Here is a 14,678-nt window from a genome sequence, read left to right as displayed (position 1 = left end):
AAGTGTCGAACAGTGAGGGGCTACCGGGTTGAGTCTGCGGTCCTCGGTGCTTTCTCGGGCAGCGGATCGGGGTCCAGAAACGCGACCGTGAGCACCGCAGCTATTTTTTCGATCTGCCACGGACGCGCGCCAAGCTCGGCCAGGGCGGCGCTGATCGACTCGAGCGTGATCTCGGCCGGCGGACGCCAGGCCACCCGGCGCAGGTAGTCGGGAGTCAGCAGGTTCTCGATGGGTAGATTTGAGGATTCCGCTATTGCTGCCAGCCGGGGGCGCGCAGTCGCCAGGCGCGCAGCGGCCTCGGGATCCTTGTCCGCCCAGACCCGCGGCGGTGGGGGCGCGTTGGTGGGCACCTGGAGATCCGGGAGATCATCCGATGACCGTCCGTCGCTGATGCAACGCAACCACCTGGGCGCCTCCCGTGACGCCGCTCGGCCATGGAAGCCGCTGGTGCCCAGAAGCTGCGGGACTGTTGTCGGCATGGCCTTGGCCGCGGCCAGGATTGCCGAATCAGGGATCAGACGGCCCGGGGCAATGTCCCGGTTCCTGGCGAGGTCCTCGCGTTCCAGCCAGAGCTGGCGAACCACTGCCAGTTGGCGCCGGTCGCGGATCTGGTGCAGGCCCGACGTCCTGCGCCACGGATCGACGCGCGGCTCGGCGGGTGGGGTGTTGCGGATGTGCTCGAATTCCTGCTCGGCAAGGTCGAGTTTGCCGTCGCGGGTCAACAGGGCAATAAGTTCGCCGCGTAGCTCGGTCAGCACCTCAACGTCGAGGGCGGCGTAGCGAAGCCACGGTTCGGGCAGCGGGCGGCGCGACCAGTCAGCGGCTGAGTGCTCCTTGGCAAGGGTGTATCCGAGGAGACTCTCGATGACCGCCGCCAGCCCCACGCGGGGCATCCCCGCGAGGCGGGCAGCGAGTTCGGTGTCGAAGAGCCGGTCGGGCCACATCCCAAGTTCCGACAGGCAGGGCAGATCCTGGGATGCCGCGTGCAGGATCCATTCGACTCCCTCAAGTGCCTCATCAATGATGCGGAGGTCGGTGAATGGCTCGGGGTCGATCAGCCAGGTGCCGGCTCCTTCGCGCCGGATCTGCACGAGGAAAGCGCGTTGCCCGTACCGGAATCCGGATGCGCGCTCCGCGTCGACGCCGGCCGGGCCGGTGCCCTGAGCCAGCGTCCGGGCTGCACGTTCCAGACCCGCCTGGGTGTTGATGACCAGGGGGACGCCGTCTTTGGGTTCGTTGAGGAGGGGGAGCGGTTCGATGACGTCCTCAACCGGTGCGTCATCACCTGGAGTGCGATCGTCAGGGTGCTGCGAAATCTGCGAGGTCATGATGATCCAGTCTAGCCGCGCGGTTCGGAGTGGTGAGCCAGCACGACGGCGGGGTGCGGCTGGGTCACGGCGGGCTAGTTTCGGCGACGGTTCGGCAGGGAGGTGACGCCGTCGGGCAGCGGTGGTAGACCGGCGAAGGTGCACACCATATCCGCCCAGGCCTCCAGATGGTTCCGCACCATCGACGAGTCAGGGGTCCAGGACGCACGTAGTTCAATATCGATACTGTCGGGTCGGTCGGTCAGCGTGCCGTAGCTTTCGGAGAGGATCCGGGTGGCTGTTCCCCCAGCGGAGCCGTAGTCGGCGCCGTGGTTTTGGAGGGCTTCCACCAGCCACGTCCAGGCGACTGATCCCAGCAGGGAGTCGTTGCCCATCTCGGGTTCGAGTTGCGCCCTGATGTAGGTGACAATCCGGAAAGTGCCATCCCACAGGTCGGACCCATTGGGGTCATGCAGGAGGATGAAGCGTCCGGTGGCTAATTCTTCCGGCTCACTGCCAGCGGAAGCGGCCATTGCCGGGCCGTGCACCGGCATCCGGTGCGGGCCAGCCTGGAATACTTCAGCGCCGAGGGCCACAGCAAAGGGTGCCAGCCGTGAGGGCGCCGGAATTTCGTCCAGTCGAATCTCGCCGCGGCACTTCGCCTGGCGGAGTTCGGTCAGGGCTGACTGGAACTCGCGGGGCAGGGGGGTCAGATCGCCAATTGCGCTCACTCAGGAAGGCTATGGCACACCGACCCCCGTGCCGGGCAGGCTCGCCGGTGCGGCCGGCGAGATTGTTCTAGGTCCGGGGAGCCCCGATCTGGTGTGGGCTGGCGGCCGTTTCCCGGCGGATCGCTTCGGCGAAGGCGTCGACGTCGTCGGCTGTGGTGTCGAAGGAGCACATCCAGCGCACTTCCCCGGTGGCGGTGTCCCAGTCATAGAACTTGACCTGCTCACGGACCCGGTCCGCGGCGTCCCGGGGGAGGACGGCGAAGACTGCGTTCGCGGTGGTCTGCTGGGTGAGCTGCACCCCGGGAATCTCCTGGACCAGCGCGGTCAGGCGTGCCGCCATGGCGTTGGAATGGGCTGCCGAACGAAGCCACAGCCCATCCTCAAGGAGGGCGATGAGCTGCGCCGAGATGAAGCGCATCTTGGACGCGAGCTGCATGTTCATTTTGCGCAGGTAGGTGAGGCCGGTGGCCGCGTCAGGGTTCAGCACCACGACGCACTCACCAAAGATCAGGCCGTTCTTGGTCCCGCCGAAGGAGAGGATGTCGACTCCCGCGTCCCTCGTGAAGGCGCGCAGCGGCAGGTTGAGGGCCGCTGCGGCGTTGGCGATCCGTGCGCCGTCCAGGTGCAGATGCATGCCGCGGGCGTGCACGTGGTCCGCGATCGCCCTGATCTCTTCAACCGTGTAGAGCGTCCCCAACTCGGTGGTTTGCGTGATGGAGACGGCCAGCGGCTGGGCCCGGTGCTCGTCGCCCCAGCCCCAGGCTTCCAGATCGATGAGTTCCGGGGTGAGTTTGCCGTCCGGGGTGGGAACGGTGAGGAGTTTGATTCCGGCAATGCGTTCGGGCGCCCCGTTCTCGTCCTTGTTGATGTGGGCCGTTTCAGCGCAGATCACGGCGCCCCACCGTGGCAGCAGGGACTGCAGGCTCAGGACGTTTGCTCCGGTCCCGTTGAAGACCGGGAACGCTTCGGTGCCGGCGCCGAAGTGCTCCTGCATCAGTTCCTGCAGGCGGTGCGTGTAGACGTCCTCGCCGTAGGCCGTTTGATGGCCGCCGTTTGCGGCAGCCAAGGCCGCGAGGATTTCCGGATGTACTCCCGAGTAATTGTCGGACGCGAAGCCGCGAACATCGGGGTTGTGCAGGGAGGCAGGGGGCGCAATTGTTTCAGTCACCTATCAATTATCACCTAGGCGGTGGGTCATCCTCAGCGTTTCAGCCTGACTCTTCCCTGACTTTTCCCCTGACGCCTCTCCCGACGCCGGAACGGGCCCGAGGTTGCGCTGGGGTGAACGATTCACCACCGCCAGCTGAACGCCTGTTGAACGGGGCATGAAACGGTATTACGCTTTTATGGGCCCGGGAATGGGTTGGTGACACGGATGGTCATCGGACATCCAGGCATCCGAAAGGCAGGGGGTGCCATGTTTGGTCGTATTGTTCAGGTGACCCGCCGGGCCGGCGTCGTGGTCGGACACCTTGTGGTCCACCTTCTGATCGGAGTGGGGCTCGCCCTCCTCATGGCTGCCGTCATCATCCGCCTCTTCTGGGGCGAGATTTCGGTCAACCAGATGTTCCTGAACATTGTCGCCGTGGAAGCCGATGGTGGTGGCGGGTCCATCGTCTGGATCAGCATCCTAGGCATTGCTGTGGTGCCCCTGCTGGTTACGGTGGGGATCGCGCTCTGGCTGTTTTTCCGGCGCCGTAAGCGCCGCCGTGATGGCGACCTTCGGCGGCCGCCTCGCGTGCAGTGGATCATGCGCGCCGTTTCTGCCGCCTTGGTGGCCGCAGTCGTCATCGGCGGGACCACCGCTTTTGCCGCCACGGTAGGCGTTCGGGACTACCTTGAGGCGGCCAACTCCGGGTACGACGTCGGCGACTTCTATGTGGAACCGACCATCACCGACGACACGGACAAACGCAACCTGGTACTGATCTATCTCGAGTCCGGGGAGGCCACACTCGCGGACGACCAGGTCTTCGGGAAGGATGTCTTCGCTCCGCTCAAGGCGGCCACGAAGGCGTCGGATGGCTGGCAAAGCGTCGAGAATCTGAAGCAGTACGAGGGGGGCGGCTGGACCATGTCCGGGATCACCGCGACGCAGTGCGGGATCCCGCTCAAGGGTATCGGCTCCACCTCGGGCGGCGGCGCCTACAACGCGCTCGGCGGTAACGTCCAGACGTACCTCGAAGGGGTGACTTGCCTGGGCGATGTGCTTGCTGAGCACGGCTATACGAACGTGTTTCTTGGCGGCGCCAATGCCTCGTTCGCGGCGAAAGACGTCTTCCTGGGCGGGCACGGCTACTCCGAGGTGAAGGACCTGCCGGACTGGCGTGCCGCGGGTGAGCCGGAGAAGGCCTTCCGCAGTGACTGGGGTCTGAGCGATGAACGCCTGTTGGCCCATGCGAAAGACGAGGTCGACGAACTGCACGCCGAGGCGGAGAGGACTGGTCAGCCATTTAACCTCTCGATGCTGACCCTGGATTCGCATGAGCCGGTGCACATTTATGACTACTGCACCGTGGATACGCAGAGCGAGGTAACCGCCGCGTTTTCCTGTTCCATGACGCAGGTGGCCGGATTCGTGGACCACATGAGGCAGCAGGGTTATCTCGAGGACACTGCCGTAGTGATTATGGGTGACCACCTGAAGCAAATAGGTGGCGGCCATGCGTTCCAGGCGGAATTGACGGACCACAATAACCGCACCATCTTCAACCGGATCTGGGTGCCGGGCGAGGACGGTAACAGTGACCCGCGCCCCCGCGTGGACCAGCTGAGCATGTACCCGACGATCCTGGAAGCTGCCGGCCTGACGCTGGCGGGTCAGGCGGCAGGGTTGGGTGTTTCAGCGTTCGCCTCGCGTGTCCCGGCCGGTTCAGCGCAGGCGCTGCAGCCCAGTCATTACGCGGACCTGGTGAGCTCACTTTCCCCGCGGTTTTACGCGAAGGCCTGGGGCGGCGAGGACGCCGCCGCGCAGTAGCGTTTGCCCTAACTGGGCAGGATGATGCGTTGGCCGTTCACCGATTGCGCCTCGGCGGCGTATAGACCAACCACTGCTGCGGCCAGATCATCGACATGGGTGTACCCGGGGAATCTGCGTTCCGGATGCGCGGCCCGCAGTGCGTCGTCGACGAGGGCTTTCACCACGAGGATGGTGGCAGCTGATGTCTGACCGGCGCCCGGGGTGGTGCTGTCGCCGGCGGCGTCCTGATCCCGCCGGAATCCGTCGGCCACCGCTCGGGTCCAGGCTTCCGCGGCTGACTTGAGAGCCGCATAGGAGGCGGCTGCCGCCGTCGGGCTGTCCACGGCCGTGGAGGACACGATGGCCACCCGCCCCCTGGCCGATGCGAGGAGTGGGGGGTAGAAGGCACGAGTGGTGTTCCGCAAGGTGGTGAGCACGCTGGTGTGGAGCAGCTCGTAGTCATCATCCGTCTGCCCGGTGATTCCGTTGCCGCCGCGCCAGCCGCCCACCAGATGAATCAGGCCGTCCAGTGACTCATAGTCGGCAGTGAGCGCATGGCATAACTCAGTGACAGCCTGGGCATCGGCCAGGTCGCAGACCCGGCGGTCGACGTCGTCGAGCTGGCCCAGCGCCTTCTCAAGCCGGCCGGCGTGGGATCCGACAGCTACCACCGCGGCACCCTGCTGGCGGAGCAGGGTGGCGCACGCGATCCCCGAAGCGCCGGCGGCGCCGGCCACCACCACCGTCAGTCCGTCGAGTGCTGGCAACGCGTTGCTCATTCAGCGGCCCCGGTGATACCGGCGGTGGACTCGATGACCGGTTTCATTTTGCGGTCCAATGCCTCAAAGAACATCGACAGCGGGAATTCGTCGTCGAGGACGGCATCGGTCAATCCACGAGGTGGTCCGGTCAGTTCGAGGGCGTCCGGGCCCTTGGCCCAGACCGACGCCGGGTGGGGTGTCACGGTTTCGGTGACCAGCTGGTAGGCGGCAAGCCAGTGGGCGGTCTTCGGCCGGTCAATGGACCGCCAGTAGAGCTGCTCAATTTTCTCGCCGAGGGCGATGACGACGTCGGGAACCTCCGCCCAGTCGATGCTCAGGCGGCTGTCGGTCCAGTGGAGCACGTGGTGCTGGTGCATCCACGCGAACAGGAGTTGACCGCCCAGACCGTCGTAGTTGCGAACCCTGCTGCCGGTGATGGAAAAGCGGAAGATCCGGTCAAAGATGACTGCGTACTGCACCAGTCGTGCATGACGGCGGGTCTCGTCGGGAGCAGATTCGTCGAGGGCGATCTTCACTGATTCGCGGAACGCCGTCAGGTCGCACCGGAGTTCCTCCAGGGAGTACAGGAAGTAAGGCATGCGTTGTTTGATCATGAACGGGTCAAACGGGAGGTCACCGCGCATGTGGGTGCGGTCATGGATGAGGTCCCACATGACGAAGGTCTGCTCGGCCAGCTGTTGGTCTCCCACGAGCTCGCTGGCTTCGGCAGGCAGTTCCAGCTTGGTGATCTCCGCCGCGGCGGTGACCACCCGGCGGAAGCGTGCCGCCTCGCGGTCGGCGAAAATGGCGCCCCAGGTGAACTGCGGTGTGGTGCTGACGGCGACGGTCTCCGGGAAGAGGACTGCCGAGTTGGTGTCGTATCCGGCGGTGAAGTCGAGGAAGCGGATGGGGACGAAGAGCTTGTTGGAGTAGTCACCGGCTTCGAGCTCGGCGATGAACTCGGGCCAGAGCACTTCAATGAGCACTGCTTCGACCAGCCGGTTGGTGCTGCCGTTCTGCGTGTACATGGGGAACACCACCAGGTGCCTGAGGCCGTCGACCCGATGCTCCTGCGGTTGGAACTGCAGCAACGAGCTCAGGAAATCGGGCACTCCGAAGTCCGAGGACTGCCAGGTCTGGAAGTCCTCCACGAGGGCCGTGAGGTAGCCGGCGTCGTGGGGGAAAGACGGAGCCAGGGTCCTGATCGCCTCGACAATAGCGTCGACCAGTTCGGACGCCAACGCATGGTTCGAGGTTTCCGGGACGGATCCGTCCTTGACCTGGAGCGGTTGAAGGGCCGAAGCGGCGGCTTTGAGCTGATGCCAGGCGGGTGAACGCTCAGGGGCTCCGGCAGGTGAGGCGAGGCTGGTGTCAATGGTCGTCGAAGTCATGGAAGCGAGCGTAGCAACTGAAAAGGTTTACTTACTCAAAAAACCCTTGAGCATAAGCAACTCTTATTTTTGACTGGGTTGCACTGGTGGGGAGGCCCAGACATGCTGGACCTCCCCGCGGTTCTGCTAGGACTGTTCGAGCAGCTTCATGGACACCGAGTTGATGCAGAAGCGCTGGTCGGTGGGGGTGCCATAACCCTCACCCTCAAACAGGTGGCCGAGGTGCGAGTCGCAGTTGGCACACCGGACCTCGGTGCGCTGCATCCCCATGGAATTATCGTGCAGGTAGCGGACCGTGTTCTCGGCGAGGGGCGCCCAGAAGGATGGCCAACCGCAATGTGAATCAAATTTTTCGTTGCTGGTAAAGAGTTCGTGCCCGCAGGCGCGGCACTGGTAAACACCCTTGGTGTTGGTGTCGTAGTACTCGCCGGTATAAGGCCGCTCAGTACCAGCCTGACGCAGGACGCGGTACTCCTCACTGGTTAGCTCGGAGCGCCATTCGTCGTCGGTCTTCTGGACAGGGACATCGCTGGGTTCTGTTGTGCTCATAATTCCTTCAACGCCTAAGAACCGCCGATAAATCCCGAACCGGAATAGAGGTGCAGCACAGGCACTCCCAGTCGGTCCTGGGCCTGATTCGCCCAGTCGGTGTGGAGGGTATCGGCGACGGCGTGCGGTCGGGTGATGACAACCGCTTGCTGTGCGCCATGCTGGCTGACGGCGTCGACCATTGCCTCGACAGCGTTGCCGGTGGCAATAAACCCGTGGGCGGTAAGGCCGTGGGCCTCGGCCACCCGCAGCGACGCTTCGAGAGCCGCCTCTGCGCTCCCACGTGATTTCTGGGCCGATGGCTGCCCCTGGGACAATTCGCGGAACGCGTCGGCGAACTCTAGCAAGCTCAGGTGATGGAAGAACTCGGCCATCACATTCTTATGCCGGTCATCGGGGATCAACACCAGCAGTGTGGCCTGTTCCTCACCCACCAGGGTCAACAGGTTCTTCGCGTCGCCGTCGTTGAGGCTTTCTTCGGTTAGTACCACTATCGTCTCGGACATGAGCCAAGACTAGTGCTCCAACGCGTGGCGCCCTAGTGCATGGAGACAGCAGCTCTCACGACACCCCGCTCCCGTGTGCCGCCGATCCTCCGGTCCACAGGCAAGAATGGGGGTATGCGTAAACTTTCCGCCACGGGGCCGGAGCAGTCCACCACCGCCCCCTGGGTCAAATGGACCATGCTCGGGGTGGGGATTGGTGGTGCCGTCGGCTCAACAATTGCGGCCGGCACCTCCGGTCTCGCTGCGCATTTCGCGCGTCAGGTAGTGACCCCAGCCCGGGTCAGGGACGAAAACCTCGACATCCTGGCGGTGATCGGCACCGGGGGTAGCCAGCAGGTCATTCTCCCCGCGAATGATGACACCACCGTCGAAGGGACCTACAGTCTCTACTTCGACGGTGGAGCAGGACATGCCCGGATTGGGGCGATCCTGTCCTACGTTCCCCGTGAAGGGACTGTGCAACGCGAGGTGGAGGCGGTGTACTCCGGGCATCTGGCCAGCGCGACGCGGGGCTGGTGGAGCGGCGCGGTCTTCCCGTCGCCGTCGGCGGTTGGCTTCGCTGATGAAGAGGTGGACATCCCGGTTGACGGGGGAGTAGCTCCGGCCTGGCTGATCCGCGCCGAGGAAGCCTCGAAGGATTGGGCGGTCATGGTCCACGGCAGGGGAGTGCAGCGGACCGAAGGACTGCGGGCGGTGCGTCTGGCCAGGTCATTGGGCATGACCAGTTTGTTGACCTCCTACCGGAACGACGGCGAAGCCCCGCACGCAGCCGATGGCAGGTACGGACTCGGGATGACCGAGTGGCGTGACGTTGAGGCGGCAATCGACTACGCGGTGGCACACGGTGCCGAGGGCGTGGTGCTTTTTGGGTGGTCGATGGGTGGCGCCATCTGCCTGCAGACCGCCGACCTCTCGGGTCATCGTCAGCGGATCAAGGCGCTGGTACTTGACGGTCCCGTGGTCAACTGGATTGAGGTGCTGGCGTATCACGCCCAGCTCAACCGCATCCCCGCACCGATTGGCCGGCTTGGCCAGTGGCTGCTGACCAACCGGGCCGGCCGGAAAGCCACAGGCCTCGCGGCACCGCTCGACCTGAAGAGCCTCGACTGGGTGTCACGGGCCGAGCAGCTGACCATTCCCACACTCATCATCCACAGCGAGGACGATGAGTTCGTGCCGGTGGGTGCTTCGGCTGAACTTGCGGAACGCAACCCTGCGTTTGTCACCTTCGAGCGGTTCCACCGGGCCCGCCATACCAAGGAATGGAATGTGGACCCGATGAAATGGGAGCAGACGGTGGCCAATTGGCTTGCCCCCGTACTCCACGGCCGCGCCCGCCCGGGCGTCCGGAACGGGCAAGCCGGTTAGCTGGTTTGCCCGGCCCTGACGGTGCGTTTGATCCGCCCCAGCATGGCCGTCATCCCGCGCATCCGCAGCGGCGTGATGGCCCGGGTGAGTCCCAGCCGGTCCGGAACGTCGTCCGGCACGGCGAGGATGTCGGCCGAGGAGAGCCCATCGAGACCTTCCAGCAACACCCCGGCGAACCCGCGGGTTGTCGGAGCCTCAGGCGGGGCCGAGAAGTACAGGCGCACGATCTGCTCCGGGCTGTCGTCGATGTCGACGCTGAGGAACAGGGGAGTCTGGCATTCGACCACCTGTTCCAGCAGTTCCGGATGCTCCTGAAGGTGCTGGGGGAGCTCGGGGAGTCCCTGGGAGAATTCGAGCAGCAGCTGCAACCGGTCAGGTTCGTCGAGGGCCTGAAAGTCCTCGACAATCTCACTCAATTTGGTGGGAAGTTCAGTGGTCATGACGCCGGAACCTCGCCGCGCTCTTCACCCTTGACGATCGGGACGCGCACAGCGTTGCCCCACTCGGTCCACGAACCGTCGTAGTTGCGGACCTTGGTGAAGCCCAGCAGGTGGAACAGGACAAACCAGGTGTGGCTCGACCGTTCACCGATACGGCAGTAGGCGACGACGTCGTCGTCGTCCTTCAGGCCCACCTCATCCCGGTAGATTGCATCGAGTTCGGCCCGGCTTCTGAAGGTGCCATCCTCGGCGGCGGCGCGAGCCCACGGGACGGAAGCCGCGGTTGGGATATGACCGCCGCGAAGCGCGCCCTCCTCCGGGTACGCAGGCATGTGGGTCCGTGCGCCGGTGTACTCGTCCACTGAGCGGACATCGATCAGCGGTTTGCCCAGGTGACCGAGGACGTCGCTCAGATAGGCGCGGATCGGCGCGTCGTTGCGTTCCACCACCGGATAGTCGGCGGTCTGGGCCGCCGGCACCTCGGTGGTGGTGGGCCGGCCCTCGTCGAGCCACTTGTCGCGGCCGCCATCCAGCAGCCGGACATCCTCGTGCCCGAACAGGCTGAAAACCCAGAGCGCGTAGGCTGCCCACCAGTTGCTCTTGTCGCCGTAGATGACGACTGTCGAATCCCTGGTGATTCCCTTGGCCGACATCAGCCGGGCGAAAGCGGCGCCGTCGACATAGTCGCGGGTCACCTCATCGTTCAGATCCGTGTGCCAGTCGACCTTGACCGCACCGGGGATATGGCCCGTGGAATACAGCAGAACATCTTCATCAGACTCCACCACCACGACCGACGGGTTGTCGAGATTCTGGGCGAGCCAGTCCGCGGAGACGAGCCGTTCCGGGTGGGCATAGTGAGCGAACTTCTCATGGGGGTCTGCTGCGACTGACATCCGTTGGCCTTTCTCGTGACGTTCTTGTGGTCTCTACTAGCCTAACCACGCGTTCCCCCATTTATTTCCGATGCGTTCACCGCATGCCATAAATGGCGGGCCGTGGGGTCGGCGCAGGGCGCGGCGGCTAGCGAAAGTGCCGTATTCTTGCCTACCGTGGCAACAATCGAGCAGCTCTCCCAGCGGACCCCCAAAGTTTCGGTCGACGAACTCCTGACCGGGTTCTATCCGTCCCCTCGATTCGGTGAGGTGTCCTTCGACAGTTACCGTCCGGACCCCGGGCAGCCGTCGCAGGCCGCGGCCGTCAAGGCGTTGTCCGAGTTCGCCGACATGGTGAATCAGCCGGAGCCGACAGGGTTGCGGAAGCTCTTCGGCGCCAAGAAGCCAGCGGCGCGGGCCGGAATCTACCTCGACGGCGGTTTTGGTGTCGGAAAGACCCACCTCCTCGCTTCCCTGTGGCATGCAACAGCCGGTAAAAAGGCCTTCGGCACCTTCGTCGAGTACACCAATCTGGTGGGTGCGCTGTCCTTCCGTCGGGCCGTCGACGCGCTGAGCGGTTACGCGCTGGTCTGCATTGACGAGTTTGAGCTCGACGATCCAGGCGACACGGTCCTGATGTCCCGCCTGATGCGTGAATTGGCGGATGCCGGGGTCAAGCTCGCGGCCACGTCCAACACCCTTCCCGGTTCGTTGGGGGATGGGCGTTTTGCGGCAGTGGATTTCCAACGGGAGATCCAGGTCCTCGCCGACCAGTTCGACGTGCTCCGGATTGATGGCGAGGATTACCGTCACCGGGGCCTTCCCGAGGCACCCGTCCCCTTCACCGAATCCGGCCTTCACGACCGGGTACGTGAGCTCAGGACCGGCCCGGACGGCATCCTCGCCGAGGATACGTTCAGCGATCTGGTGAAGCACCTGTCCGGAGTGCACCCAAGCCGGTACCGCCAGCTGATCGACGGCGTCGATTTCATTGCCTGGCACAATGTGGCCACTATTTCGGAGCAGGCGGTAGCGCTCCGCTTCGTGGTCCTCGCGGACAGGATTTATGACAAGGACATTCCGGTGCTGGCTAGCGGCGTAGCCTTCGACCAGCTCTTCACCGAGGAAATGATGACCGGCGGCTACATGAAGAAGTATCACCGTGCGGTGTCACGCCTGACAGCCCTGGCACGCCAGGGCAGTGAAGCCTAGCGCAGTAAGGCCTAGCCAGATCCCTGGCACGCAAAAAGTGCCGGTGCTGCCTCGCGGCAGGACCGGCACTTTCTTGTCGAGCAGTAGGTCTTATACGGCCGGGGGAGTCCCGGGGCCAGCTGGCCGGTTGGTGTCCCCGCGGTCGGTCTTATCGACCATTTCGGAGGCTTTGGACTGAACCTTGTCGATCTTGTCGGCGTACTTGCCTCCGGTCTTGCTGTCAACAAAGTTGCCAGCGTGACCGATGCCGTCCTTGATCTTGCCAGAGTTTTCGCCCACCAGCTCGGTCGCCTTTTCCTTCAGCATCCCGGCCTTGCCTTTGAGCCCGTCAAATACAGACACAGGCACCTCCTTTCGATCCGGGAACCTGTTGTTCCCTCTGCCAAATATCTTAGGCCGATGGAATGGCAGTTCCAAGGACGTAACCTGTGCAACACCTGGGTGTCCGCCCTCGGCGTATTTCCACCCAGTTCCCACCCAGATTGCCCCGGCACCGGGGGTGTGACACCCTTGACGAGCCAGATGGCACCCGGACGAGGTGCGCCGTACCCGGTCAGCGACAAGACGGCGTTTCAGGAGTGAGACTGTCATGGCATGGATTGTTCTAGCGGTATCCGGCGTACTTGAAGCCGTCTGGGCTACGGCCCTGGGGAAGTCCGAGGGGTTCACCCGGCTGGTTCCCTCAATCGTTTTCGGTGTCGCGGTGACGCTGAGCATGGTCGGGTTGGCCTGGGCCATGCGCACACTGCCCGTCGGGACCGCCTATGCGGTGTGGGTGGGAATCGGCGCCTCGCTGACCGTGGCCTACGCGATGATTTTCGACGGCGAATCCGCGTCCGTCATCAAAGTGCTGCTGGTCCTCGGGATTGTGGCCTGCGTGGTGGGCCTGAAACTGCTGCACTGACCCTGGGCCAAGCCCTGCACGGAGGCCCGCTACCGGCGGGCTGTCCCTCGGCGGCGGTGCTCAGGCCCAGTGAAACCGTCCGCCGCGCGGGCATCGGGGTCGCATGGAGCCGAACCAGCAAGAAAAAACACCCCCAAACGAAGCTGGGGGTGTCCTGGGTGCTGCGTGGTGTGGAGCGGACGACGGGATTCGAACCCGCGACATCCACCTTGGCAAGGTGGTGCTCTAGCCAGCTGAGCTACGTCCGCGAAAAAGCGGTACCCGGTGAATTCCGAAGAAACCACGGGAACCGCTTTGAGTGGGCGATACTGGGATCGAACCAGTGACCTCTTCCGTGTCAGGGAAGCGCGCTACCGCTGCGCCAATCGCCCATCGAGATGGGTGCAAGCTTTTGTACTGGAGGTGGGGACGGGATTCGAACCCGCGTATACGGCTTTGCAGGCCGCTGCCTCGCCTCTCGGCCACCCCACCGTGCCTAGTAAACCAGGACTGCCGAAACGTACTTCGACAGCTACAGTGACTTGCGAGCGGACGACGGGATTCGAACCCGCGACATCCACCTTGGCAAGGTGGTGCTCTAGCCAGCTGAGCTACGTCCGCATGTTGAGTGATGATCCATAACCCAGTGAAAATCCTTGGATTTGCAGGGTTATTCGTCGTTTTCCAACGAGTAAAAACTCTATAGGAGGAAATGGGGTTCGTCCAATCCGCGTCCACCAGCGTCAGATTCGGGCCAAATGTAGATTGTCAGTATCCGATGTCAGACTGGAAGCATGACACAACCGCTGCTGGCTCACTCAACAGAGCACGGACGCATGTATTCCCGCTCCACCAGGGACCGCCCGATAGTCCCCTCGATCACCACAGTGATCTCGCAGGCTGCTGCGTCGCTGGACGGGTGGATCGGCTACATGGCTGCCAACGCCGTCGCCAATGATCCCCGTGTCCCCGCGGCACTGGGCAATCCGGCGCAGCTCCGGACCGTCGTGAAGGACGCATCAGTCGCTGCGGAGCGGTACCGCGATGAGGCAGCGGGCAGAGGCACCCGGGTGCACTACTACTGCGAACAGGTGGCGCTTCGTGATCTGGAACAGGCGCACGACGTCGACGCCGCCCGGCTAGCCCTGGTGGAGAACGGCGAGGAAGCCTTCGCCGACCGGTTTGACGAATGGTGGACGCTCTACCAGGTCCGCCCGATCGCTGCTGAATTGACCGTCTGGAACGACGAGGTCGGTTACGCCGGGACACTTGACCTACTGGCCGAGATTGGGGGACGGCTGTGCCTGATCGACTTCAAGACCAAGAACACCGACCGTGACGGACAGGTCAAGCCGCTGGACGACAAAGTGGTGATGCAGCTGGTGGCCGGCATGAAAGCTCAGGAAAGCCTGGTTGACGGCGAGAAGGGGGTCTGGGAGCCGTGGAAGTATGACCACGAGCTGATCCTGCTGGGAGTCGCAATCGGTAAGACCGAGGTACGCGCCATGCGCGCCAACCCCGAGGTCCTGAAAGAGCACTGGTTCCGGTTCTGCGCCCTGCGCCGGTCCTGGGAGGCCGGGCTCGACGCCGCCGCCGCCGGCCGCGCGCTGCTGCCCATCGGCCCACCGCCGGTACCCGCCGCGGGCGTCACGGCAAGCGGGATGGTCGGCTAGCCTTCCTTCGACCGAGGTCGACG

The 14,678-nt window shown here is 64.0% G+C and carries 15 protein-coding genes, 4 tRNA genes and 1 riboswitch; of the genes, 5 read left to right on the top strand and 14 right to left on the bottom strand.

Going from position 1 to position 14,678, the window contains the following annotated elements:
* Positions 1-20: 20 nt before the first annotated feature.
* From ACX80Z_RS03865 to ACX80Z_RS03855, 3 genes are all read right to left on the bottom strand, one after another.
* Positions 21-1,328 carry an HRDC domain-containing protein gene (locus ACX80Z_RS03865; protein WP_019482849.1) on the bottom strand — a complete coding sequence of 436 codons (1,308 nt, stop codon included), beginning with the start codon at positions 1,326-1,328 and terminating at the stop codon, positions 21-23.
* Between the two features lie 74 nt (positions 1,329-1,402).
* A complete protein-coding gene (locus ACX80Z_RS03860) occupies positions 1,403-2,038 on the bottom strand; it encodes a DUF3000 domain-containing protein (RefSeq protein ID WP_084442900.1) in 636 nt (211 codons plus the stop codon).
* Between the two features lie 67 nt (positions 2,039-2,105).
* On the bottom strand, positions 2,106-3,206 hold the full coding sequence (locus ACX80Z_RS03855) for a threonine aldolase family protein (protein ID WP_459314959.1): 1,101 nt from the start codon (positions 3,204-3,206) through the stop codon (positions 2,106-2,108).
* Between the two features lie 249 nt (positions 3,207-3,455).
* Between ACX80Z_RS03855 and ACX80Z_RS03850 the strand changes: the two genes are divergently transcribed.
* Positions 3,456-5,015, top strand: a complete 1,560-nt coding sequence (locus tag ACX80Z_RS03850) for an LTA synthase family protein (RefSeq protein WP_459314957.1) — start codon at positions 3,456-3,458, stop codon at positions 5,013-5,015.
* Between the two features lie 8 nt (positions 5,016-5,023).
* Here ACX80Z_RS03850 and ACX80Z_RS03845 read toward each other — a convergent pair whose 3' ends face one another.
* The 4 genes from ACX80Z_RS03845 to ACX80Z_RS03830 all read right to left on the bottom strand — a co-directional run bounded on the left by ACX80Z_RS03845 (position 5,024) and on the right by ACX80Z_RS03830 (position 8,204).
* Positions 5,024-5,776, bottom strand: a complete 753-nt coding sequence (locus ACX80Z_RS03845) for an SDR family NAD(P)-dependent oxidoreductase (RefSeq protein ID WP_459314956.1) — start codon at positions 5,774-5,776, stop codon at positions 5,024-5,026.
* Positions 5,773-7,149 (bottom strand): DUF6421 family protein, encoded by a 1,377-nt coding sequence (locus ACX80Z_RS03840; RefSeq protein ID WP_019482844.1) that lies wholly within the window; start codon positions 7,147-7,149, stop codon positions 5,773-5,775. The genes ACX80Z_RS03845 and ACX80Z_RS03840 overlap by 4 nt, the downstream gene beginning before the upstream one ends.
* A gap of 126 nt (positions 7,150-7,275) precedes the next feature.
* On the bottom strand, positions 7,276-7,698 hold the full coding sequence (gene msrB / locus ACX80Z_RS03835; protein ID WP_019482843.1) for a peptide-methionine (R)-S-oxide reductase MsrB: 423 nt from the start codon (positions 7,696-7,698) through the stop codon (positions 7,276-7,278).
* Positions 7,699-7,712: 14 nt separating this feature from the next.
* Entirely contained in the window at positions 7,713-8,204 is a 492-nt protein-coding gene (locus tag ACX80Z_RS03830; protein WP_019482842.1) for a hypothetical protein, read from the bottom strand.
* A 114-nt stretch (positions 8,205-8,318) separates the two neighbouring features.
* On the opposite strand from ACX80Z_RS03830, the gene ACX80Z_RS03825 reads away from it, so the two are divergent.
* Positions 8,319-9,572: an alpha/beta hydrolase family protein gene (locus ACX80Z_RS03825; protein ID WP_459314955.1), complete on the top strand. Its 1,254-nt coding sequence runs from the start codon at positions 8,319-8,321 to the stop codon at positions 9,570-9,572.
* Here the strand turns inward: ACX80Z_RS03825 and ACX80Z_RS03820 are convergent.
* Together ACX80Z_RS03820 and ACX80Z_RS03815 are read right to left on the bottom strand one after the other, a co-directional pair.
* Positions 9,569-10,012, bottom strand: coding sequence for a SufE family protein (locus ACX80Z_RS03820; RefSeq protein ID WP_024477086.1), 444 nt, complete (start codon positions 10,010-10,012; stop codon positions 9,569-9,571). The genes ACX80Z_RS03825 and ACX80Z_RS03820 overlap by 4 nt on opposite strands.
* Positions 10,009-10,908, bottom strand: coding sequence for a sulfurtransferase (locus ACX80Z_RS03815; protein WP_459314954.1), 900 nt, complete (start codon positions 10,906-10,908; stop codon positions 10,009-10,011). Before ACX80Z_RS03815 ends, ACX80Z_RS03820 begins: the two co-directional genes overlap by 4 nt.
* A 156-nt stretch (positions 10,909-11,064) precedes the next feature.
* Here ACX80Z_RS03815 and zapE point away from each other — a divergent pair, with 156 nt between their 5' ends.
* Positions 11,065-12,099, top strand: a complete 1,035-nt coding sequence (zapE, locus tag ACX80Z_RS03810) for a cell division protein ZapE (protein ID WP_459314953.1) — start codon at positions 11,065-11,067, stop codon at positions 12,097-12,099.
* Between the two features lie 90 nt (positions 12,100-12,189).
* Here the strand turns inward: zapE and ACX80Z_RS03805 are convergent, their stop codons facing one another.
* Positions 12,190-12,441, bottom strand: a complete 252-nt coding sequence (locus ACX80Z_RS03805) for an antitoxin (protein ID WP_019482837.1) — start codon at positions 12,439-12,441, stop codon at positions 12,190-12,192.
* 170 nt (positions 12,442-12,611) lie between these two features.
* Positions 12,612-12,673: riboswitch (guanidine-III (ykkC-III) riboswitch) on the top strand.
* A gap of 15 nt (positions 12,674-12,688) precedes the next feature.
* On the opposite strand from ACX80Z_RS03805, the gene ACX80Z_RS03800 reads away from it, so the two are divergent.
* Positions 12,689-13,003 (top strand): DMT family transporter, encoded by a 315-nt coding sequence (locus tag ACX80Z_RS03800; RefSeq protein WP_459314952.1) that lies wholly within the window; start codon positions 12,689-12,691, stop codon positions 13,001-13,003.
* Between the two features lie 171 nt (positions 13,004-13,174).
* On the opposite strand, the gene ACX80Z_RS03795 is transcribed toward ACX80Z_RS03800, so the two are convergent.
* The 4 genes from ACX80Z_RS03795 to ACX80Z_RS03780 all read right to left on the bottom strand — a co-directional run bounded on the left by ACX80Z_RS03795 (position 13,175) and on the right by ACX80Z_RS03780 (position 13,603).
* Positions 13,175-13,251 (bottom strand) — tRNA-Gly (locus tag ACX80Z_RS03795).
* Positions 13,252-13,302: 51 nt separating this feature from the next.
* Positions 13,303-13,374, bottom strand: a tRNA-Val gene (locus ACX80Z_RS03790).
* A 26-nt stretch (positions 13,375-13,400) separates the two neighbouring features.
* A tRNA-Cys gene (locus ACX80Z_RS03785) sits at positions 13,401-13,474 on the bottom strand.
* 55 nt (positions 13,475-13,529) lie between these two features.
* Positions 13,530-13,603, bottom strand: a tRNA-Gly gene (locus ACX80Z_RS03780).
* Between the two features lie 173 nt (positions 13,604-13,776).
* Between ACX80Z_RS03780 and ACX80Z_RS03775 the strand changes: the two genes are divergently transcribed.
* Entirely contained in the window at positions 13,777-14,655 is an 879-nt protein-coding gene (locus ACX80Z_RS03775; protein WP_019482835.1) for a hypothetical protein, read from the top strand.
* The last annotated feature ends 23 nt before the right edge of the window (positions 14,656-14,678 follow it).

This window comes from Arthrobacter sp. TMT4-20 (assembly GCF_054510775.1).
Note: the sequence above shows the minus strand (reverse complement) of the source record. Positions and strands in the feature narration are given on the sequence as shown.